Source organism: Corynebacterium afermentans subsp. afermentans (genome assembly GCF_030408355.1).
In the GTDB taxonomy this organism is placed as follows: domain Bacteria; phylum Actinomycetota; class Actinomycetes; order Mycobacteriales; family Mycobacteriaceae; genus Corynebacterium; species Corynebacterium afermentans.
This window is the reverse complement of record NZ_CP046606.1, coordinates 643,019-664,409: the sequence shown is the minus strand read 5'-3', so window position 1 is coordinate 664,409 and position 21,391 is coordinate 643,019. Positions and strand designations below refer to the sequence as shown.

Sequence of the window (21,391 nt, the reverse complement as noted above, 5' to 3'; positions counted from 1 at the left end):
AATCGTTACAAATGGTTAGGCTATCCCGAGAATTGGCGGTCAACGACGAGAGGAAACGAATCATGGGACGCCACTCCAAGAAGACCACCTCCACGGGCAAGAAGGCTCTGGCAGGTACCGCAGCAGTTGCAGCACTGGCAGGCATCATCGCCCCGCAGGCAACCGCAGCACCGGATTCCGACTGGGACAAGCTCGCACAGTGCGAGTCCGGCGGCAACTGGTCCATCAACACCGGCAACGGCTACTACGGCGGCCTGCAGTTCAACTACGGCACCTGGCAGGCGTACGGCGGCGGCGAGTTCGCCCCGACCGCAGACCAGGCCACCCGCGAGCAGCAGATCATCATCGCCGAGCGCACCCTGGCCCAGCAGGGCTGGGGCGCATGGCCGGCCTGCTCCGCGCGCTACGGCCTGAACTCCGCGCCGACCAACCGCGACGCGCAGGCGGCTCAGGCGGCTCCGGCACCGAAGCCGGCTCCCGCCCCGGCCCCGGCAGCTGCAGCACCGGCAGCCCAGACTTCCTCCACCGGAAACGAGACCGATGAGCTGTACGCGAAGCTGCGCGACGCCATCAACGCCCTCGGTTTCCAGGTCCCGGCTACCGTCCAGGACAACTACGCCGCAAACCGCAACGACTACAACGCGTTCTACGCTGCTAACCAGCCGCTGGCGGACGCCGCGCTGGCCGGCGACTACGCGAAGGTCGCCCAGCTCATCGGCTCCAATTTCAGCACCCAGGTCAACGACACCCTGGCTTCCCTGCAGCAGACCTACCTGCCGCGCTAAGAGCTGAAGCCCCGAAACGCCGAAACCCCGCCTCCGGGCGGGGTTTCTTTTTACCCACATCGCTGATCTGCTAGTTCGTCCAGCCCGGCAACGGCACCGAACTAGCAGATGAGCCCACAATTGGAATCGGTTTTCAACACCACCTGGGCAAACGGAAAGTTGGACACTTGATCTGCTAGTTGCCCAAACTCTCAAACACACGAAAAAGGTGGCCCCGCCACGGGGGCCACCTTTGGTGCCGTCGCTAAGCGAAAGCTAGCGGTTGATGCGCGTCGTCGGGTGGACGTAGCCGGTCTCCTCCGCCTTCAGCGGCAGGATCAGCTCGTCGCCGAACGGGCTCGCGGCGCCGGTGAGCTTGGAGGAAATCTCGGTGACCGGGTGACCGTTACCAGGGGTGTGCGTGGGCCACGCCGGGTTCGCGCGACCGATCTTCTCTACATCTTTAGCCATGCCCCTCATTCTTTCACGCCGGGGATGAAAACGCACGTAAACTCACCCCCGCAATGTCTACCTTCCCCGAATTCTTGCAGTCGCTTAGCGACGATCAGCTCCGCCTGCTCATCCGCACCCGGCCAGATGCCTTCTTCCCCGCCCCGCCCTCGGCCGAGTCGTTGGCCACGCGCCTGGGCTTGCCCGGCTCCGCGTCGCGGGCGTTGCGCCAGCTCACCACCGCCGACCTGGCAGTACTGGAGCGCCTCGCCGACGCCGGCGCAGAGCTGGACCCGGTGGACGCGCGCGAACTCGGCGAGGTGGCGCACCTGCGGGAACTCGCTTTGGTCTACGGGCCCGATGAGGAGCTGCGGATCTCCCCCGGCACGCTCACCGCGCTGCCCCCAGGCTGGCGCGTCACCGACAGCCTGCCGGCGGGCGCGGCCGAAGCGCTGAAGGCACTGCCCGCCCGCGAGTGCAAGGTGCTGGAGACCCTGGCCTCCTCGGGCGGGGTGGGCACCACCGCGGCGGCCGGGCCCGACGCGGACCCCGCGTCACCCGTGGCGAAGCTGCTTTCGGCCGGTTTGTTGGTGCGGGTGGACGCGAACACGGTGCGGCTGCCGCGGCCGGTGCGCGACGCGATGCGCGGGATCCAGCCGCGTGAGTTCCCGCTGGAAGCACCCGCGCTGCCCGAGGTGGACCAGTCCGCGGTGGACGAGGCCGCGCCCTCGGCGGGCTTGGACGCCGTGCGCCAAATGCGCCAGCTGGTCATGGCGCTCATGGACCACCCGGTCGCGCTGAACAAGGACGGCACCGTCGGCGTGCGCGCCGCGGCGAACCTGGAAAAGGAACTCGGCTTCGACCCGAGGTTATTGATCACCATCGGCGAGGCGGCGGGCCTTGTCGGCCGCGGCAACGTCGACGACGAGGACGTGCTCGCCGCCACCCGCGACGCGTTGACGTGGATCGACGCCACGCTTTCGGACCAGTGGGCAATCCTCTTGGTCGGCTGGGCCGCCTCCCCGTGGCGCGCCGACACCGCCGCGAAGCTTCTGTCCGCGGATATGCACGCGCCCGCGGTGCGCCACGCACGGCTGACCATCCTGCGCCACGCCGGCCGCACCGACCAGTTGCTGTTCCACGCCCCGCTGGAGGCCAGCGGTTTCTCCCCGCAGCTCATCCAGGCGGTGGTGGATGAGGCCCAGTTCGTCGGCGCGCTCGCCGGCACCCCGCAGCCGGCGCAGTCCTCTCCCCTGCGGGCGCTGCTGGGCAGCGAGGACGTCGCCGCAGCGGCCAAGGAGCTCGTGCCCGCGTCCGTCGACACGCTGATTGCCCAGGGCGACATGACAATGCTCGCCCCGGGCCCGCTCGAGCCGGACATGGCGTCGTTTTTGGAGCGCATCGCCGAGCTCGAATCCCCGGGCCTGGCCAGCGTGTGGCGGGTCACGGAGGCGTCGGTACGCCGCGGCCTGGACGGCGGGCTCACCGCCGAGGAGGTCCACGCCTGGCTGGGCCGGCACGTCATGGGCGAGGTGCCGCAGGCAATCGCGTTTCTTATCGACGACACCGCCCGCACCCACGGCGCCATCCGCGCCGGCAGCGCACTGAGTTACATCCGTTCCGCGGACCCGGCGCTGATCGCCACCGCCGCCGAGCGCTGCGGCCTGCGCGTCCTCGCCCCCACCGTCGCAGTGTCGGACCAGCCGCTGACCAAGCTCATGGCGCAGCTGCGAGCGGCCGGGATGCAGCCCACCGCGGAGGACAACACCGGCGCGACGCTGAACATGGCGCCCGAACCCGCGCTGGTCGCCGCAACCCCGTCCGCCCTGCCGCGGACTCCGAAGGCCACCGAGGAGCAGGTCGAAGCCATCGTATTCAAGCTGCGCGCCGATTCCGGCTCCGACGCGGACGCCGGGGCCGGCGACATCTTCGAAACGCTGCGGGCGGCGGCTCGAGCGAAGCGGCATGTGGCCGTAGGTTTCGTGGATAAGCAAGGGCGCGGCCGCACGCTCACCGTGCTGCCGCTCAGCGTGAGCGCGGGGCAGGTCGACGCACTCGACGAGGCCGCCGATCGCGTTGTGCGCATCGCCCTGCCGCGCATCACCAAAGTGGTGCTGGCCTAGCGGCTGACGCGCTCCAGGATTTCCAGGATGTGCTCGTAGTCCTCACCGGTCGCCGCGGTCAGGCCCAGCTCGCAGGTGCGGTTGGACGACGCATGGCAGGCCGACCCCAGCTCCGTCGCCTGCGCCGCCTCGCGCTTCGTCGCGGCGTGGGTCAGCTCCGGGTGCAGCATGCCGCGGTCGCCCGCGTAGCCGCAGCAGTTCCACTCGGCGGGAACGCGCACATCTTCGGCCGCGGCACCAGCGACGCGTGCCAGCGTATCGACGATCCCAAGGTGCGTCGCCGAACACGTCGGGTGCAATGTCACAGAGTCCACCTTCTGCTTCACCTCGAGGCGCCCAATCACCTGGTCCTCGACGAACTCGATGGCGTCGATGACGGTGATGCCAATTCCCTCGGCCATGTCGCGGAAGCCGTGGGTGCAGCTGGACGCGTCCACGACCACGGGCAGGCGTCCGCCATCGGTGGCGGCGATGAGCTGGTCGTTGACGCGGCGCTGCATGATGTCGTGGCCCGTGCTCATGCCTTTCGACGCCCACGGGGTCCCGCAGCACATCCCGTCGATGCCCTCCGGGACGGTCAGCGCGAGCCCGGCGCGCTCGACCAGCTTCGCAAACGCCGCGGAGGCGCCCACGCCCTCGCCCTGCGGCCCGAACATGGAGTTCACGCAGGCGGGGACGAACACGCCCGCCGGCTCCGCGCCCGGCGCGCCAATGCGGGTGCCGAATGCCTTGGAGCGCTTCACCCCGCCCTTGGACAGCTCGGGGCGGTACTGCGGCACCGTGTCCTCGCCCACCAGGGCGCGGGCGACGTCGGTGACCTTCTGCACCAGTTTCGTCGGCATGTAGTACGCGCCGGTCAACGCCGCCGAGGCCAGCGTATTGCCCGGACCCCACGCCTTCGCTGCGGCCGCCCAGCCGGCGGACTCCGCAGCTCCCGCCTGGCCGCGGCGCAGGGACTTGATGAATTTGCCGGTGTCGATCTTCACCGGGCAGGCGGTGACGCACATCGAGTCCACGGCGCAGGTGTCGATGCCGTCGTACTGATATGCCTCGTCGATGTGCGCGACCAGCTCGGTGTCGCCTTCCTGGATCGCCTTCGCGCGGGCACGGCGCACCACGATGCGCTGGCGCGGGGTCATGGTGATGTCGCGCGAGGGGCACACCGGCTCGCAGTAGCCGCACTCCACGCACGAGTCGATCTCGTCTTCCACCTGCGGGTTGAGCTTGAAGTTCTTCATGTGCTCGCGCTCGTCGTCGGTGATGATCACGCCCGGGTTCATCACCCCGCGCGGGTCGGCGGCGCGCTTGAGCTCCACCATGACCTCGTAGAGTTCCTCGCCGTACTGGCGGCGCACGTACGGCGCCATCACGCGCCCGGTGCCGTGCTCGGCCTTCAGGTTGCCGCCGGCGCCGAGCACGAGGTCGACCATCTCCTCGTTAAAGCCGTCGTAGCGGGAGAGGTTCTCGTCGCCTTCGAAGCGGTCGGTGATGAGGAAGTGGATGTTGCCGTCTTTGGCGTGGCCGAAGATGACGGCGTCGTCGTAGCGGTAAGCGTCGAAAAGCTGCTGCAATCCGCCGCACGTGTCCGCGAGGTCGCCCACGGGCACGGCTATGTCCTCGAGCAGCGCCGTGGTGCCGGACGGGCGGGCCTCCGCGACCTGGGCGTAGAGGCCCTTGCGGAAGGCCCATGCCTTGGTGGCCTCGGCGGCGTCGGTGGTAAACGCCGCCGGGGTCTGCAGGTCGAAGCCTTCCAGCAGCTTCGCGCCGTCGGCTTCGTATTCGCGCAGCTCATCAGCCTCGTTGGCGTGGTACTCGATGAGCAGCGCCGCCTGGCCGGACAGTTCGAAGCCGGTGATCTGCTCCGGCACTGAGTCGAAGGTGCGGCCGACCTTGATGGAGCGCGAGTCCATCAGCTCCAGCGTGGCGGCCTTCGAGTCGAACAGCGCGGGCAGCGAGCGCGTCGCCGCGTCCAGCGTCGGGTACACCGCGATGGTGGTGGTCTTCAGCTTCGGCACTTCGATGGTGCGCAGCACGGCCTCCGCGATGAACGCGAGCGTGCCCTCGGACGCGACCAGCAGGTGCATGAAGATGTCCAGGGGCGACTCGTAGTCCACAAACGCGTTGAGGCTGTAGCCCATCGTGTTCTTCAGCGCGAAGTGGCGCTCGATGGTGTCCACGGATTCCTTGTTCTCGCGCACGCGCCGCTTGAGGCGCTCCAGCTTTGCGACGAGCTCCGCCTCCTCCCGCGCAAACTGCGCCTCCGCATCCTGATGCGCCGTGTTGATGACGGTGCCGGACGGCAGCACGAACGTCATCGATTCGATGGTGTTGTAGGTGTTGAACTCGGTGCCGCAGGCCATGCCGGAGGAGTTGTTGGCGATCACGCCGCCCATCGTCGCCGCGCCTTCGGAGGCCGGATCCGGGCCGATCTTGCGGCCGTACGGGGCGAGGTGGGCGTTGACTTGGCGCACCGTGGAGCCGGGCTGGACTCGCACCCGCGCGCCGCCGTCGAGGACTTCCACGCCGCGGAAGTGCTTGCGCACGTCCACGAGCATGCCCGCGCCGCCGGCCTGGCCGGACAGCGAGGTACCGCCGCCGCGCAGCACTACCGGTGCGCCGGAGGAGGCGGAGGCGCGGAAGGCTGCCGCCACGTCGTGGGCGGTGCGGGCTTCCACCACCACGTCTGGGGTGTAGAGGAAGTGCGACGCGTCGTGGGCGTACTTGATCCGGTCGATCGGGCGGGTGGAAAGCGCCTGGTCGGAGCCGAGTCCGCGGGATAAATGCTCTGCGGGGGAGGAAATGGTTGTGGTCATGGGTCCATGCTAATGCTCCTGAGGATAGGCTGTGCGTCAGCTGATACACTTGACACATCGTTGGGTTTATACAACACTGTGTTGCGTGTCGCCGAAGAAACTGCCCAAAGACCCGATCTATAACCGGGTCCGCGTGCTGCGCGCGGAGCACGACATGTCACGCGCCCGTCTCGCGGAACTTATCAACGTCAACCCGCAAACCGTCGGTGCACTCGAGCGCGGCGACCACTCCCCCAGCTTGGATCTCGCTTTCCGTATTTGCGAGGTCTTCGGGCTGCCCGTGGAGGCCGTGTTTTCGCGCACCGAGTTCGCCCCTATGTCGAAGGAGCTGTACGCAAAATGAGTCGCATCGACACCGTCCGCGAGCAAGACCCGCTCAATGCCAAACGGTTCCGCAATCCTCGCGACACCCGGTTACTGATCACGGTGGTTTTTGCGGGCATGCTCGTCTCTTTTTCCTGCATGGCATACCAAATCGCATTCGGCTTCAACTGGTGGCCGAACGCGATGTGCCTGGTAAGCATCGCGGTGAGCATGTGCGCGTGGACCTTTCTTCGCTCGGCCAACGAGATGAAAGACACCGCACCCGAGGAACAGTTGGACGAGTACGAACGGGTGGTACTAGCCACGTGGCGGAAGCGCTCCCTCAAGCTGTTCTCCGCTCTCGTCGGTTTGGGCGGGATTGCGTTTCTTGCTGCGGGCCTATTTATGGGCGACGACTTCGACCTCGGACTGATCGCCGCCGGTTACTTCATGTTGGCCACACAACTTATCGCCACCCCACTGCCAATGGTCGGCTATGCCGTTACCTTCAACCGCAAGGAGGAAGACAAGTGACAACAATAGAAATCCGCAATCTGAACAAGCGCTTCGGCGACGTCCAAGCCCTCGACGGCATGAGTTTTACCGTCCACGACGGCGAGATGTACGGCTTCGTCGGCTCCAACGGCGCCGGCAAGTCCACCACGATGCGCATCGCCCTCGGTGTGCTCGCCGCCGATTCGGGCGAGGTGCTCCTCGACGGGCGCCCGCTTGACGACGACACCCGCCGCCGCATCGGCTACATGCCCGAGGAACGCGGCCTGTACGGCAAGGAAACGATCCTGGACCAGCTTGTTTTCCTGGCCAAGTTGCACGGCGTCGACGGCAAAGCCGCCAAGAAGCGCGGCACCGAGCTGCTCGAGCAGCTCGGTCTCGGCGAGCGCCTGGGCGACAAGCTCGACGACCTCTCCCTGGGCAACCAGCAGCGCGTCCAGCTCGCCGCGTCGCTTATCCACGACCCGGACATACTCATCCTGGACGAGCCGTTTTCCGGCCTCGACCCCGTCGCGGTGGACGTGATGAGCACGATGCTCACCGACCGCGCCCGGGCAGGTGTGCCTGTCATCTTCTCCTCCCACCAGCTGGATCTGGTGCAGCGGCTGTGCGACCGCGTCGGCATTGTCACCCGCGGCCGCATGGTGGCCGAGGGCACCGTCGATGAGCTGCGCTCGGGCGGGCCGGTGCGCTACCGGGTAGGCACACGCGAACGCGGATGGATCCCCGAGGGCATCTCGCTTATCGACGACTCCGCCACCCACGTCATCCTCGAAGCCCCAAGTGCCCAGGACGACCAACGCATCCTGCAATCCGCCATGGCCGCCGGCCCAGTCCACGAGTTCACCCGCGTCGTGCCAGATCTGGCCGACCTGTTCAAGGAGGTTGTGCAGTAATGAAGCCGTACTCCCCCATTCACACGATCACTACTACCGCCAAACGCGAAGTCCAGATCTTGCTGCTGAAGAAGGGCACCATCATCACACTGGTGATCCTCCTGTTGGCCATACTGGGTGTCATCGGCTTCGCCACCTGGCAAAAAGACAAGGACGAGTCCGGCGAGGCCGGCCCGGCAGTCGCCGCGGTGGGCGTCGACGCGCAGCTGCTCAACGACGCCGGCTACGACGGGCGCGCCGCCGCCGACCGTAGCGAAGCCGAGCAACTCGTCCGCGACGACGACGTCAAGGCCGCGCTGGTGGTCGAGGGAAACCGTTGGGAGGTCGTCAGCGACGGAATGCCGTCGACGAGCATCCTCGCCGGACTCGAGGGACTATCGCAGCAGTACTCGCGTGCAGAGACCCTGGACAACCTGGGCATCACTGCCGCAGATTACGAAGCCGCCTCCCCACAGATTGAAGTTGTACCGGTAGACGTCAACGACGGCGGCGACACCGAGCAGCAGCTCCTGCGACTGCTCACCACGTTTATCGCGCTGATGGTGGTGATCTTCACCGTGATCACCTTCGCCGCGCAGGTGGGCAGCCGCGTCACCGAGGAGAAGTCCTCCCGCGTGGTCGAGCTTGTGCTCGCGTCGGTGCGCCCCCTGGACTTCTTGGCCGGCAAGCTGCTGGGCACCCTCGTGCTGGGCTTCGTCGCCACCGCCGTGCTCCTAGTTGTCGGCGTTGTTGGGCTGAAGGTCTCCGGGCTCGTGGACGACATCGAGTTCGACTGGGCCGTCGTCCCCATCCTGCTGATCGCGTGGACACTAGCGATGCTGTTCTTCGGCGCCCTCTACGCCGCGGCGGGCGCGATGGTGCAGCGCACCGAGGACTTGCAGTCCACCCAGATGCCGATCCTGCTGCTGATCATGGCGTCCGCGTACATCCCCGGCTTCGGCTGGATGAGCACCGATGCCACCTGGATGCAGGTGATGAGCTGGATCCCGCCGTTTTCCATCTTCGCCGCGCCGCTGTCATATGCGGCCGGGGACTTCACCGCGGCGCAGCTGGCCGGCTCCTTCGCCCTCGCAGCACTCGCGACGGCGCTGGCGGTGTGGGTCGCCGCCCGCATCTACAAGCGTTCGATCCTGAACAACGGCAGCGTGACCAAGTGGTCGCAGCTGCTGCGCAGGGGCTAGCGTGTAGCCGTTTGCGCTTTGAGCCAACCGGTATCGTCGACATCCGAGATCACAGTTCAGGAGGACTTTTTGAAGACGACTAATATTTTGAGTTTGGTCTTGGCTCTAGCTGCCATTTCTATTCTCGTGACGGATTCTGCCCCTATGCTTGTTCCTCTCGCGTTGGCTTCCCTAGCACTTATTGTGTTTTCGCTGGGATCTGAGAAAACGAAAGAACCTCGCTAGTTGGTGCTGCGCAGGGGCTAGCGCGCCCGCACCTCAGCGATGAACTGCTCGGCGTCGAACTCGGCGCCGAGCTCACCTTTTTCTACGGCGAGTGTCAACGCGTCGAACTTCAGCTCCCGCTCCTCCACCAGCCGCAGCCCCTCGCGCAGGACCTCGCTGGCGGAAGCGTAGCGGCCGTCCTGGATGAGCCGGGCGATGAACGTGTCGTAACGTTCGCCGAGTACAACTGAAGTGTTCTTAGCCATACACGGCACGCTACCAACATTTAGGAGTAGATCGCATGGCTCTCGGCGACGGCCCACTGATCGTCCAGTCGGACAAGACCGTCCTGCTCGAAGTCGCGCACCCGGACGCGCCCAAGGCCCGCGCCGCGCTCGCCCCGTTCGCGGAGCTCGAGCGCGCGCCCGAGCACATCCACACCTACCGCATCACTCCACTTGCGCTGTGGAACGCTCGCGCGGCCGGCTTCGACGCCGAGCAGGCCGTGGACGTGCTCGAGCGCTACTCCCGCTTCCCGGTGCCGCAGGCGCTGCTCGTCGACGTCGCCGAAACCATGGCCCGCTACGGCCGGTTGAAGCTGGTCAAGCACCCCGCACACGGTCTGATCCTGGAGGCGGACGACACCGCGATCCTCACCGAGGTCACCCGAAGCAAGAAGATCCAGCCGCTCATAGCCAAGCCTATCGACGACCTCACGGCCCCCGTCCACCCCTCCGCCCGCGGCCAAATCAAGCAGGAGCTGACCAAGCTGGGCTGGCCCGTGGAGGACCTGGCCGGCTACGTGGACGGCGAATCCCACCCGATCGCGCTGAACCACGACGGCTGGCAGCTTCGCGACTACCAGCAATACGCCGCCGAATCCTTCTGGGAGGGCGGCTCCGGCGTGGTGGTGTTGCCCTGCGGCGCAGGTAAAACCATCGTCGGCGCGGCGTCGATGGCGCAGGCGCAGACCACCACCTTGATCTTGGTCACCAACACCGTCGCCGGCCGTCAGTGGCGCGACGAACTGCTGCGTCGCACCACACTTACCCCCGAGGAGATCGGCGAATACTCCGGCGAGAAAAAGGAGATCCGCCCTGTCACCATCGCCACCTACCAGGTGGTCACCCGCAAAACCAAGGGCGAATACCGCGCGCTCGAGCTTTTCGACTCCCGCGACTGGGGCCTCATCATCTACGACGAAGTCCACCTCCTGCCCGCGCCGGTGTTCCGCATGGCCGCAGACCTCCAGTCGCGCCGCCGCCTGGGGCTTACCGCCACGCTCGTGCGCGAGGACGGTCGCGAGGACGACGTGTTTTCGCTCATCGGGCCCAAACGTTACGACGCACCCTGGAAAGAACTCGAGATGGCCGGCTACATCGCCACCGCCGAGTGCGTCGAGGTGCGCACCACGCTTACCGACGAAGAACGCCTCACCTACGCCACCGCCGAAACCCGTGAACGCTACCGTCTGGCGGCGTGTTCGGCGGGCAAGCTGGAGGTCGTCGACAAGCTTCTTGCAACGCATAAAGGGCAGCAGACCTTAATCATCGGCGCGTACGTGGAGCAGTTCGAGGAGATCGCCGCGCGCATCGACGCCCCGCTGGTCGACGGCAAAACCACCACCAAAAAGCGCGAAGACGCCTTCCAAGCCTTCCGCGACGGGGAAATCTCCACCCTGGTGGTGTCCAAGGTGGCCAACTTCTCCATCGACCTGCCCGAAGCCGCCGTGGCCATCCAGGTCTCCGGCACCTTCGGCTCCCGGCAGGAAGAAGCGCAGCGCCTGGGACGATTGCTGCGCCCCAAATCCGACGGGGCGGAAGCGGTGTTCTACACCGTCGTCGCCCGCGACACCCTGGACTCCGAGTACGCCATGCACCGCCAACGCTTCCTCGCCGAGCAGGGCTACGCGTACCGATTGGTCGACGCCGCCGACCTTTAGACTTGTATGCCATGAGTGGCATGAAGGTATTCAAGTTCGACGTCGACGAGGAGTTTGCGAAGCAGCACAACGAAATGGTGCGCGACACCCGCAGCCTCGTCGCATCCGGCATCGCGATCTTTGTCATCTCCCTGATCGTCGGCGTCGCCGTGTGGTTCCTGGTGGACCCGTCCTCGCCGTGGCACTGGCTGGGCAGTTTCGGCGCCGTACTGTTCGGCATTTTGATGCTTGTGGTCGCGCTTCTGATTCCGCGCAGCGTGGGCAAGACCCAGGAGATCTACGACTCCAACCCCCTCGCCCCCGCCATCATCACGGAACGCGCCGGCACGACGGTGACCCTGACCGCGCTGGTGAACCTCAACGTGGATCCTGCCCTTCCCCCGCGCTGGGCCATCACCTCCCGCGTGATGCAGCCGCTGCCGAACACCTCCGACAAGGTGGGCACCAAGGTGCCGGTCGCCGCCGTGGGCGCTCAGCGCGCCGCCCGCGACCAGCAGCACTGGCAGACCATCACACCCATGCCGATCGCCTGGGGCACGCCCGACGAGGCCGTAGTCACCTCGGCCCGGAAGTCGATCCCCCAGGACCAGTGGTCCACGCTAGAGCGCGCCCGCAAGAAAGGCGAGCTCTTGGAGCAATCCAAGAACTCCCTCGTGGAGCTCTAGCGCCTCTGTTTCCGTGGGTGGAGAATTCGGTCGGGGCGATTGATCGATCACCCGCCGGTTCGTGGGGTACCGGCGCTGGGAGTGCCGGGCTAAGCATTCGTGTGCGTGGGCCAATGATGGGTGCCGCCGTGGTTGTCCGCAATGCGGGTTTTGGTGGGGCCCAGGCTTTCGTGGGTGGGTACCCATTGTTGGTGCAGGCGCAGTTGTCCGCAATGCGGAGTCGGGCCCGGCCCCAGGCTTTCATGGGTGCGTTGTTGGTCGAGTAGTGGAGGTCGAGTTCGTCGGTGTACGCGGGCGTACTCGACGTCCGGTACTCGACTTTCGTCCCGCAGTAGGCATCGTCGTTGCTGCTGTCCCCGCGACCTATGTGGCCCCTAGTTGGAAGGTCGCGCCCCGCCGGGTGATTTCGCCCCGGGGTTTTCATGGGTGTGCGCCAATGATGGGTGCATCTGGGGTTGTCCGCAATACGGAGTGTGGACCGTACCTGGGTTGTTGTGGGTGCGTTGTTGGTCGAGTAGTGGAGGTCGAGTCCGTCGGTGTACGCGGGCGTACTCGACGTCCGGTACTCGACTTTCGCCCCACTGTCGGCGTCATCGTGGCTGCGTGTGCTGTCCCCGCGACCTATGTGGCCCCTAGTTGGCAGGTCGCGGCCCGCCGGGTGGTTCCGCCGCGGGGATTTTATGGGTGTGCGCCAATGATGGGTGCCGCCGTGGTTGTCCGCAATGCGGAGTGAGGCCCGGGCACGGAATTGGTTGGTGTGCACCAATGATGGGTGCGGGTGTGGTTGTCCGCAAGGCGGAATTGCACCCCGGACTTTCGTGGGTAAGCGCCAATAGTTGGTGTATCTGGTGTTGTCCGCAATGCGGAGTCTAGCCAGGTGGGTTCGGGCCAGGCATAGCAAAGCACCCGCCGCACCATCAGTGTTGGTGCGGCGGGTGTGTTGTGTGAAGTTGTTGGGTCGGCGGTAACCTACTCTCCCACTCCCTCCCGGGGGCAGTACCATCGGCGCGGGCGGGCTTAGCTTCCGGGTTCGGAATGGGACCGGGCGTTTCCCCGCCGCCATCAACCACCGACACACCTATGGGGCATGGTCGGCTGATTAACAATCAGCGTGATGCAATTATTGTTGGCCAACCGGTTGTATCGCCGGTGGTGTGTTGTGTCAGTGACTGCACAGTGGACGCAAGCAACAAGCTTGTGTGTTTCTTCGCGGTGTTCACAACCTATTGGTGTGTGATTGGTGTTTATTGGTGTATTAGTACCGGTCGCCTCCACACATTGCTGTGCTTCCAGGTCCGGCCTATCAACCCAGTAGTCTCCTGGGAACCTCAAATGAAACCTCATCTTAAAACAGGCTTCCCGCTTAGATGCTTTCAGCGGTTATCCCTCCCGTACGTAGCCAACCAGCCGTGCTCCTGGCGGAACAACTGGCACACTAGAGGTACGTCCGTCCCGGTCCTCTCGTACTAGGGACAGCCTTCTTCAAGTTTCAACGCGCGCGGCGGATAGAGACCGAACTGTCTCACGACGTTCTGAACCCAGCTCGCGTGCCGCTTTAATGGGCGAACAGCCCAACCCTTGGGACCTACTCCAGCCCCAGGATGCGACGAGCCGACATCGAGGTGCCAAACCATCCCGTCGATATGGACTCTTGGGGAAGATCAGCCTGTTATCCCCGGGGTACCTTTTATCCGTTGAGCGACACCACATCCACAAGTAGGTGCCGGATCACTAGTCCCGACTTTCGTCCCTGCTCGACTTGTAAGTCTCGCAGTCAAGCTCCCTTGTGCACTTACACTCTAGACACCTGATTGCCAACCAGGCTGAGGGAACCTTTGGGCGCCTCCGTTACATTTTGGGAGGCAACCGCCCCAGTTAAACTACCCACCAGGCACTGTCCCCAACCCAGATCATGGGCCAAGGTTAGATATCCACTACGGTCAGAGTGGTATTTCAACAACGACTCCACACACACTGGCGTGCATGCATCAACGTCTCCCACCTATCCTACACAAACCGCACCGAATGCCAATACCAAGCTATAGTGAAGGTCCCGGGGTCTTTTCGTCCTGCCGCGCGAAACGAGCATCTTTACTCGTACTGCAATTTCACCGGGCCTGTGGTTGAGACAGCAGGGGAGTCGTTACGCCATTCGTGCAGGTCGGAACTTACCCGACAAGGAATTTCGCTACCTTAGGATGGTTATAGTTACCACCGCCGTTTACTGGGGCTTAAATTCTCCGCTTCGGACAATGTCCTAACGGGTCCTCTTAACCTTCCAGCACCGGGCAGGCGTCAGTCCGTATACATCAACTTAACCGTCTTCGCACGGACCTGTGTTTTTGATAAACAGTCGCTCCCCTCTCTTCTCTGCGACCCCAACCAGCTCAACACGAATGTGTGTCACCGGTTGTGGTCCCCCTTCTCCCGAAGTTACGGGGGCATTTTGCCGAGTTCCTTAACCACAGTTCACCCGCTCGCCTTAGTATTTTCTACCTGACCACCTGTGTCGGTTATGGGTACGGGCCGTACATGCACATCGCTAGAGGCTTTTCTCGGCAGTACAGGATCACCAACATCACCCGATTCGGGCTACGCATCACGCCTCACACTTGATGACAACCGGATTTGACCAATGTTGTCGTGCCACACGCTTGCACCGCAATCCAATAAGCGGCTTAGCTACCTCACTGCGTCACCCCATCACTGACCTACCACGGATCAGGCCCCACGCATCACCACCAACCAACCATCCCCGAAGGGATGGCAACGATCGGCAGATCAGGGTGGTTAGTCTCACCGCTTCGATACTGGGCGCGCACATACGGGTACGGGAATATCAACCCGTTGACCATCGACTACGCCTGTCGGCCTCGCCTTAGGACCCGACTCACCCTGGGAAGACGAACTTGACCCAGGAACCCTTAGTCATCCGGCGGGCAAGATTCTCACTTGCCATTCGTTACTCATGCCTGCATTCTCACTCGCATGCAGTCCACCGCTCCTTCCGATACGGCTTCACCCCACACACGACGCTCCCCTACCCAAACAACAAAATTGTTTGCCGCGGCTTCGGCGGTGTGCTTGAGCCCCACTGAATTGTCGGCGCGGAACCACTCGACCAGTGAGCTATTACGCACTCTTTCAAGGATGGCTGCTTCTAAGCCAACCTCCTGGCTGTCTTCGCGATCCCACATCCTTTTCCACTTAGCACACCCTTAGGGGCCTTAACCGGCGATCTGGGCTGTTTCCCTCTCGACTATGAAGCTTATCCCCCACAGTCTCACTGCAATGCACCACTATAACCGGTATTCGGAGTTTGGCTGACGTCGCTAAGATGATAGTCCCGCTCAACCAACCAGTAGCTCTACCTCCGGCAAGCTCACATCACGCTGCACCTAAATGCATTTCGGGGAGAACCAGCTATCACGGAGTTTGATTGGCCTTTCACCCCTACCCACAGCTCATCCCCTCAGTTTTCAACCTAAGTGGGTTCGCGCCTCCACAACCTCTTACAGCTGCTTCACACTGGCCATGGGTAGATCACCCCGCTTCGGGTCCAGGACATGCCACTTGCCACCCTATTCGGATTCGCTTTCGCTACGACTACCCCACACAAACGGGTTAACCTCGCGACATGCCGCTGACTCGCAGGCTCATTCTTCAAAAGGCACGCCATCACACACAAAAACATGCTCTGACGGATTGTAAGCGCATGGTTTCAGGAACTCTTTCACTCCCCTCCCGGGGTACTTTTCACCATTCCCTCACGGTACTTCATTCACTATCGGTCACACTGAGTATTTAGGCTTACCGGGTGGTCCCGGCAGATTCACAGCAGATTCCACGAGCCCGCTGCTACTCGGGAACACAAACAACACAACCACACACACCTTCACGTACAGGACTATTCACCTACTCCGGTGCACCATCCCAGATGCTTCCGCTGATGCATATGCGTTGCGCTTGCAGTCGGCAGCCTGCAACATTTGCGCCCCACAACACCGCACACGCAACCCCTGCCAGGTATCACACGCACACGGTTTAGCCTCATCCGCTATCGCTCGCCACTACACACGGAATCACAATTGTTTTCTTCTCCTACGGGTACTGAGATGTTTCACTTCCCCGCGTCAACCCCCACACAGACTATGAATTCACCTGCGGGTAACACCACACAACCGGTGCTGGGTTTCCCCATTCGGACATCCTCGGATCAACGCTTTGTTGGCAACTCCCCGAGGCATAACGCAGCCTCACACGTCCTTCATCGGCTCAGCATGCCAAGGCATCCACCATACGCCCGTAACAAAACACACGGACACACAAACAAACAGGTATAAACACCAAAACACAAAAAAGAAAGATACTCGCGTCCACTATACAGTTCTCACACAACACAACCCCACACACAACCAACCACAACACTGCAGTCGTGTACGCATAGGGCCCAACAGGAACAACCAAGTGCTGCCCCAGACACCCAACAGTGCACCAACGAAAAACCCTTTTGTCACGCATTCTGGTGTATCCACCAACCCAACACCACGCAGCACACACCCCAACAGGCACCACCATCACCACCTTCGATGACACGGCGACCTGCGGGTATGCCTCCACCCGGCAAAAACAAAAACAGTGGCAGTCACACACTCGGCGACTCAACCACATTCGCCCACAACTGTGGGCACACAAAATAAAAGCTCCTTAGAAAGGAGGTGATCCAGCCGCACCTTCCGGTACGGCTACCTTGTTACGACTTCGTCCCAATCGCCGATCCCACCTTCGACAGCTCCCATAACAGGCCACTGGCTTCGGGTGTTACCAACTTTCATGACGTGACGGGCGGTGTGTACAAGGCCCGGGAACGTATTCACCGCAGCGTTGCTGATCTGCGATTACTAGCGACTCCGACTTCATGGGGTCGAGTTGCAGACCCCAATCCGAACTACGACCGGCTTTCAGCGATTAGCTCACCCTCACAGGCTCGCAAACGCGTTGTACCGACCATTGTAGCATGTGTGAAGCCCTGGACATAAGGGGCATGATGATTTGACGTCATCCCCACCTTCCTCCGAGTTAACCCCGGCAGTCTCTCACGAGTCCCCAACCGAATTGCTGGCAACATAAGACAAGGGTTGCGCTCGTTGCGGGACTTAACCCAACATCTCACGACACGAGCTGACGACAACCATGCACCACCTGTACACCAACCACAAAGGGAAACCGTATCTCTACGGCGATCTGGTGTATGTCAAGCCCAGGTAAGGTTCTTCGCGTTGCATCGAATTAATCCACATGCTCCGCCGCTTGTGCGGGCCCCCGTCAATTCCTTTGAGTTTTAGCCTTGCGGCCGTACTCCCCAGGCGGGGCGCTTAATGCGTTAGCTACGGCACGAACCCCGTGGAAGGGACTCACACCTAGCGCCCACCGTTTACGGCATGGACTACCAGGGTATCTAATCCTGTTCGCTACCCATGCTTTCGCTCCTCAGCGTCAGTTACTGCCCAGAGACCTGCCTTCGCCATCGGTGTTCCTCCTGATATCTGCGCATTCCACCGCTACACCAGGAATTCCAGTCTCCCCTACAGCACTCAAGTTATGCCCGTATCGCCTGCAGTCCCGCAGTTAAGCTGCGGGCTTACACAAACGACGCGACAAACCACCTACGAGCTCTTTACGCCCAGTAATTCCGGACAACGCTCGCACCCTACGTATTACCGCGGCTGCTGGCACGTAGTTAGCCGGTGCTTCTTCTCCAGGTACCGTCACAAATAAGCTTCGTCCCTAGCGAAAGGAGTTTACAACCCGAAGGCCGTCATCCCCCACGCGGCGTCGCTGCATCAGGCTTGCGCCCATTGTGCAATATTCCCCACTGCTGCCTCCCGTAGGAGTCTGGGCCGTATCTCAGTCCCAATGTGGCCGTACACCCTCTCAGGCCGGCTACCCGTCGACGCCTTGGTAGGCCATTACCCCACCAACAAGCTGATAGGCCGCGAGCTCATCCCACACCGAAAAACTTTCCACCACACCATCCAAAATGTGGTCCTATCCGGTATTAGACCCAGTTTCCCAGGCTTATCCCGAAGTGCAGGGCAGATCACCCACGTGTTACTCACCCGTTCGCCACTCGAGTACCAGTGCAAGCACTGGCCTTTCCGTTCGACTTGCATGTGTTAAGCACGCCGCCAGCGTTCATCCTGAGCCAGGATCAAACTCTCCACAAAAAATGTTTCAGAAAGAAACAGGCCGTGAAAAGCCCAATACCCAACCAAAAACAAACCAACCAACACCCAAACAGGCGCCGGACTGGCAAAAATCCAAAAATTACAAGGTTCAACAACCGACCCCAACCCGACGGGGCAAAACAGGGCCGATCAAAATACGTGAAACATGTTCAACCACACCCCACGCACACCATGAACCAAAAGATGACGCGATCCATCATTGGAATTCAACCACGCCACCACCGGCACACACCCAAAAAGGCGTCCACCACACAGTGCACAAAAAGGCAGGCAAACACACCCACGCAACAAAAGTACATTGGCACACTATCGAGTTCTCAAACAACACCAGCACACCCACCAACCAGAACCAAACACGGCCCCAGCCGGAAAAAGCGGCTTCGTCAGAAGCTACACAACCAACCAACCACAAGTCAAACTCACGTTAAACCCCGGTTAACCAGAACGTAACCCCTATTCAAATTAACTCGTCCCTCCCAACCGGCCGAACCGCTCGGAAGCAACGGATGGATATATAACCACGAAGCTAAAAAGCACACAAATCAGCAGCGCAACCGGTGTTTTAGTGGTACGCGGCGATTGGCCCATGCGGACCATCAATCACCTGCACCGGGGTATTGAAAATTTCGGTGAGCAAATCGTCGCGCATGATTTCCTCCACTGTGCCGAAGGCGAAGACCTGCCCGTCTTTCGCTGCGCAGATGTAGTCCGCGTAGCGGGCCGCGAAGTTGATGTCGTGCAGCACGATCACGATGGTGCGGCCGAACTCGCGGGCGGCGGAGTGCAGGTGCTGCATCATTTCCACGGAGTGGGAGATGTCCAGGTTGTTCAGGGGCTCGTCGAGAAGCACGTAGTCCGTCTCCTGGCAAAGCACCATGGCGACGTATGCGCGCTGACGCTGACCACCGGAAAGCTGGTCCAGGTAGCGGTGCTCGAGTTCGCGCAGCCCGAAGAAGTCGATGTAGCGGGAAATGATCTCCTCATCCGCCTCGGTCAGGCGCCCGCCCGAGTATGGGAAGCGGCCGAAGCCGACGAGCTGCCGCACTGTCAGGCGGGTGACAAAGTGGTTCTCCTGCCGCAGGATCGAGACCACTTTGGCCAGGTCCTTCGGGTTCGAAGAGGACACGTCCATCTGTCCGATGTGCACGGAGCCGGAATCCAGCGCCAAAAGTCGGCCGATCATGGTCAGAAGCGTCGACTTGCCGGCGCCGTTCGGCCCCACCAACGCGGTGATGCCGCCTGCCGGGATTTGCAGTGAGACCGGCCCGATGGCGGTGTCGTCGCCGTAGGCCTTGCTCACCTCGTTGAGCTCGATCACAGTCTCCCCTTCCGTAGGACAACGATGAGGAACGTCAGGCCGCCGACCAGCTCGATGATGATGGAGACGACGCCCTGGGCGTAGAAGATGTGGTTCATGACGAAGTACGCGCCCGCCAGAATGCAGTAGCCGAGCAGCGCCGCCATGGGGAACACGTATCGGTGGTCGTAGGTGTCCGCGAACTGGTACGCAAGCGTGGCCACCAGGAACCCGAGGAAAGTCATCGGCCCGACCAGCGCGGTAGAGACCGCCATCAGCACCGAGACCAGGACCAGCGTGAACACCGCGTGCTTTTTGTGGTTCACGCCCAAGTTCACCGCCACGTCGCGGCCGAGGCCGAGCACGTTGAGCCGGCGCGAGTTCAACACCATCAACCCGGCCGCCACCAGCACTAGCGGCACGGCCAGCGGGTAGTAAGCCGGGTCCGCGTTGTTCACCGAGCCGAACAGCCGGGCGGTGAGCACGTCGAACTCGCTGGGTGTGAGCAGGCGCTGCATGAACGTCGATACGCTGCCCAGTCCCCCTCCGAGCACGATGCCGACGAGCAGCATGGCGTGCATGTTCGGGTTATCGCCGGCGAGCAGCCACGTGTAGAGGATCAGGCTCAGCCCCACCATCAAGACCAGCTGCACGACAAACATCTCCAGCGTGCGGGCGTTATTCAGCCCGGCTGCGCCGAGGAAGTACACGGTTGAGGTGTGAATGGCCACGTACAGCGACTCGAACCCCATGATGGACGGGGTGATGATGCGGTTGTTCGTCACCGTTTGAAACGCCACTGTGGCCACGGCCTGGCAGAGCGCCACCACCGCCATGGCAATGACGGAGTTCAGGCGGCGCTGCGCGATCAGCCAGTAGCCGCGGGTGCCAAACTCCATGGGGTTTCCCCAGGACAAAAGGCCCGCGGTGAACAGCAGCGCGGCCACCACCAGCGCGCCTACGACTAGCCAGTAGCGCCTCTTGCTTTGCGACGTCTGGAACGCCCCGACCTCACGCATTCTTACCCCGCCTCACAATCAACGCGATGAACACGGCGGCGCCAACCACGCCGAGGATCACGGACACCGGCATCTCGAACGGCGCGATGACGATGCGTCCGAGCAGGTCGCACAGCGTCACCACCCCGATGCCGGTGAGGCAGACCCAGGGCAGGTTGGACCGGAGGTCGTCGCCACGCAGCATGCTCACGATGTTGGGGACGATGAGCCCAAGGAATGGGAGGTTGCCCACGACAACCGTGACCACACCGGTGGCCACCGCGACGAGGCTGGTGCCCACGAGCACGATGCGGTTGTAGTTCAGGCCGATGTTGGTGGCGATGTCCTCACCCAAACCAGCGGCGGTGAGGCGGTCGGCGTAGAAGAACACGGCGATGACCACGAGCAGCACGACCCAGAGGATCTCGTACTGTCCGGCGATCACGCTGGTGAACGAGCCGGCAAACCAGACCCCGAGCGACTGCAACAGGTCAGTCTGCAGCGCGATGAAGGTGGACACCGCACTGACCACCGCGCCGAGCATGATGCCCACGATGGGCACCACCAGGCTGGAGCGCAACGTCACGCGCCGCAGGAACGCGAAGAACACCATGGTGCCGACGAAGGCAGCGCCCACAGCGAGGAGCATGCGCGTCATCACGGAGCCGTCCGGGAACAGCAGAAACGACGCGAGCAGACCCAGCCCGGCCCACTCGGTGGTGCCAGTGGTGGTGGGTTCGACGAAGCGGTTCTGGGTGAGCATCTGCATGATCAGCCCGCTCATCGCCATCGCCGCACCGGCGAGCACCAGCGCGATCGTGCGCGGCACGCGGGTGGCGCGGAACATTTCCCAGCCGTCCTCGGTGCCCAGGATGTCGTACTGCCCCACCATCAGCGACGCGGCAAGGAGGGCTAAAACAAGGACGACACCCGCCCCGAGCTTCCAGTCCAGAAGCTTGGGGCGGGTGGTGGTCGTTGTATCAGTCATCGAAGA

Annotated in this window: 15 protein-coding genes and 3 rRNA genes; 9 read left to right on the top strand and 9 right to left on the bottom strand. The window is 62.8% G+C overall.

Annotated elements, in window-relative coordinates; all coding sequences use genetic code 11:
* Positions 1-62 precede the first annotated feature (62 nt).
* Positions 63-785, top strand: coding sequence for a resuscitation-promoting factor Rpf1 domain-containing protein (locus CAFEA_RS03090; protein ID WP_063938202.1), 723 nt, complete (start codon positions 63-65; stop codon positions 783-785).
* A 255-nt stretch (positions 786-1,040) separates the two neighbouring features.
* On the opposite strand, the gene CAFEA_RS03085 is transcribed toward CAFEA_RS03090, so the two are convergent.
* Positions 1,041-1,235 (bottom strand): hypothetical protein, encoded by a 195-nt coding sequence (locus tag CAFEA_RS03085; protein ID WP_034999421.1) that lies wholly within the window; start codon positions 1,233-1,235, stop codon positions 1,041-1,043.
* Between the two features lie 53 nt (positions 1,236-1,288).
* On the opposite strand from CAFEA_RS03085, the gene CAFEA_RS03080 reads away from it, so the two are divergent.
* A complete protein-coding gene (locus CAFEA_RS03080; RefSeq protein ID WP_063938200.1) occupies positions 1,289-3,337 on the top strand; it encodes a helicase-associated domain-containing protein in 2,049 nt (682 codons plus the stop codon).
* On the opposite strand, the gene CAFEA_RS03075 is transcribed toward CAFEA_RS03080, so the two are convergent.
* Positions 3,334-6,150 carry an FAD-binding and (Fe-S)-binding domain-containing protein gene (locus tag CAFEA_RS03075; RefSeq protein WP_063938198.1) on the bottom strand — a complete coding sequence of 939 codons (2,817 nt, stop codon included), beginning with the start codon at positions 6,148-6,150 and terminating at the stop codon, positions 3,334-3,336. The genes CAFEA_RS03080 and CAFEA_RS03075 overlap by 4 nt on opposite strands.
* An 85-nt stretch (positions 6,151-6,235) precedes the next feature.
* On the opposite strand from CAFEA_RS03075, the gene CAFEA_RS03070 reads away from it, so the two are divergent.
* The 4 genes from CAFEA_RS03070 to CAFEA_RS03055 are packed head-to-tail and all read left to right on the top strand — an operon-like array spanning position 6,236 to position 9,043.
* On the top strand, positions 6,236-6,493 hold the full coding sequence (locus tag CAFEA_RS03070; protein ID WP_063938196.1) for a helix-turn-helix transcriptional regulator: 258 nt from the start codon (positions 6,236-6,238) through the stop codon (positions 6,491-6,493).
* Positions 6,490-6,987: a hypothetical protein gene (locus tag CAFEA_RS03065; protein WP_063938194.1), complete on the top strand. Its 498-nt coding sequence runs from the start codon at positions 6,490-6,492 to the stop codon at positions 6,985-6,987. The genes CAFEA_RS03070 and CAFEA_RS03065 overlap by 4 nt, the downstream gene beginning before the upstream one ends.
* The gene (locus CAFEA_RS03060) at positions 6,984-7,862 is read left to right on the top strand and encodes an ABC transporter ATP-binding protein (protein ID WP_063938193.1); all 879 of its coding nucleotides are present in this window, start codon (positions 6,984-6,986) and stop codon (positions 7,860-7,862) included. The genes CAFEA_RS03065 and CAFEA_RS03060 overlap by 4 nt, the downstream gene beginning before the upstream one ends.
* Positions 7,862-9,043, top strand: a complete 1,182-nt coding sequence (locus CAFEA_RS03055; RefSeq protein ID WP_063938191.1) for an ABC transporter permease — start codon at positions 7,862-7,864, stop codon at positions 9,041-9,043. The genes CAFEA_RS03060 and CAFEA_RS03055 overlap by 1 nt, the downstream gene beginning before the upstream one ends.
* A gap of 242 nt (positions 9,044-9,285) precedes the next feature.
* On the opposite strand, the gene CAFEA_RS03050 is transcribed toward CAFEA_RS03055, so the two are convergent.
* Positions 9,286-9,513, bottom strand: coding sequence for a type II toxin-antitoxin system ParD family antitoxin (locus tag CAFEA_RS03050; RefSeq protein WP_034999413.1), 228 nt, complete (start codon positions 9,511-9,513; stop codon positions 9,286-9,288).
* A gap of 35 nt (positions 9,514-9,548) precedes the next feature.
* Between CAFEA_RS03050 and CAFEA_RS03045 the strand changes: the two genes are divergently transcribed.
* Positions 9,549-11,189, top strand: a complete 1,641-nt coding sequence (locus tag CAFEA_RS03045) for a DNA repair helicase XPB (RefSeq protein WP_063938189.1) — start codon at positions 9,549-9,551, stop codon at positions 11,187-11,189.
* Between the two features lie 11 nt (positions 11,190-11,200).
* Positions 11,201-11,854 (top strand): DUF3239 domain-containing protein, encoded by a 654-nt coding sequence (locus tag CAFEA_RS03040; RefSeq protein ID WP_338080134.1) that lies wholly within the window; start codon positions 11,201-11,203, stop codon positions 11,852-11,854.
* A 956-nt stretch (positions 11,855-12,810) separates the two neighbouring features.
* On the opposite strand, the gene rrf is transcribed toward CAFEA_RS03040, so the two are convergent.
* The 3 genes from rrf to CAFEA_RS03025 all read right to left on the bottom strand — a co-directional run bounded on the left by rrf (position 12,811) and on the right by CAFEA_RS03025 (position 18,081).
* Positions 12,811-12,928: ribosomal RNA gene (gene rrf / locus CAFEA_RS03035) — 5S ribosomal RNA — on the bottom strand.
* Positions 12,929-13,083: 155 nt separating this feature from the next.
* Positions 13,084-16,173: ribosomal RNA gene (locus CAFEA_RS03030) — 23S ribosomal RNA — on the bottom strand.
* Between the two features lie 392 nt (positions 16,174-16,565).
* Positions 16,566-18,081, bottom strand: a 16S ribosomal RNA gene (locus CAFEA_RS03025).
* The 16S, 23S and 5S rRNA genes sit together here, the layout of an rRNA operon.
* A 2-nt stretch (positions 18,082-18,083) precedes the next feature.
* Here CAFEA_RS03025 and CAFEA_RS03020 point away from each other — a divergent pair.
* The gene (locus CAFEA_RS03020) at positions 18,084-18,530 is read left to right on the top strand and encodes a hypothetical protein (protein WP_290183708.1); all 447 of its coding nucleotides are present in this window, start codon (positions 18,084-18,086) and stop codon (positions 18,528-18,530) included.
* Between the two features lie 134 nt (positions 18,531-18,664).
* On the opposite strand, the gene CAFEA_RS03015 is transcribed toward CAFEA_RS03020, so the two are convergent.
* From CAFEA_RS03015 to CAFEA_RS03005, 3 genes are read right to left on the bottom strand one after another with little or no spacing between them, the layout of a single operon-like run.
* Positions 18,665-19,420 carry an iron ABC transporter ATP-binding protein gene (locus tag CAFEA_RS03015; protein WP_034997662.1) on the bottom strand — a complete coding sequence of 252 codons (756 nt, stop codon included), beginning with the start codon at positions 19,418-19,420 and terminating at the stop codon, positions 18,665-18,667.
* On the bottom strand, positions 19,417-20,418 hold the full coding sequence (locus tag CAFEA_RS03010) for an iron chelate uptake ABC transporter family permease subunit (protein ID WP_034997661.1): 1,002 nt from the start codon (positions 20,416-20,418) through the stop codon (positions 19,417-19,419). The genes CAFEA_RS03015 and CAFEA_RS03010 overlap by 4 nt, the downstream gene beginning before the upstream one ends.
* The gene (locus CAFEA_RS03005) at positions 20,411-21,385 is read right to left on the bottom strand and encodes an ABC transporter permease (RefSeq protein ID WP_063937202.1); all 975 of its coding nucleotides are present in this window, start codon (positions 21,383-21,385) and stop codon (positions 20,411-20,413) included. Before CAFEA_RS03005 ends, CAFEA_RS03010 begins: the two co-directional genes overlap by 8 nt.
* Positions 21,386-21,391: the final 6 nt, after the last annotated feature.